1 protein-coding gene is annotated in these 720 nt (G+C 35.6%); it reads right to left on the bottom strand.

Going from position 1 to position 720, the window contains the following annotated elements:
* Positions 1-366: hypothetical protein (locus tag BBG47_RS28300; protein ID WP_139070838.1), on the bottom strand; the 366-nt coding region annotated here is incomplete at its 3' end.
* Positions 367-720: the final 354 nt, after the last annotated feature.

The following is a 720-nucleotide window of genomic DNA, read 5'->3' on the forward strand; positions in this document are numbered from 1 at the left end:
TAAGTTGTCTGGAACATTTTCTGACTCTAACGATTGTTCAATCCCATATAGTGCTCTATTACATCCGGCAATTGCATCTTGAAGTCTTTGGCTTGATTCTGATTTATCAACAATATCTCCTGGAAACGCTCTACGTACTTCTTTCTTTAATAACATCTTTAGTGTTTCAATGGAACTTCCTTCATAAAATGCATTTGCTTCAGCTAAAACTTGAAATGCTCTTTCAGAAGTTTGTTCAGCATATTCAATAATTTTTCTCACTTTATTTCTCTTTTCAGAAAAAAGATATACAAGAAAGCTGGAAAGTAATCCAGCAAAGGTACCAGAAACAATTCCAATAGAGAAATTTAGAAATAAATCCTTCATTGTATCCCTGCTTTCATAAAACTATAAAGATTTCGCTTAACGTTACTGTATCTACCTTAAAGGAGCATCAGTAACTACGATAGACTTAATCTTGCTTGGTTGTGAGCTGAACACACACCTTGTTTATCACTTCTCGGGAACCAAGGGAAAAGTCTGCAGCGTAGATACGGTGTTATCTGAAAGGGATGCCATCTTCGAGATGGATTCTTTCGATTGTGAATGACTACGTCTTCTTGGTTTCAACATTTTTTCAATCCTTTGATACATCTTTTCTGATATGATACTATATATGTAATAAAGACCAAGTGCGCTAACACTTGGTCCATACAATTGGCTTGGATGGGTAATCCCTTC

Origin of the sequence: Paenibacillus sp. KS1, assembly GCF_001680695.1 — a bacterium.
Taxonomy (GTDB): Bacteria; Bacillota; Bacilli; order Paenibacillales; family Paenibacillaceae; genus Paenibacillus_B; species Paenibacillus_B suaedae.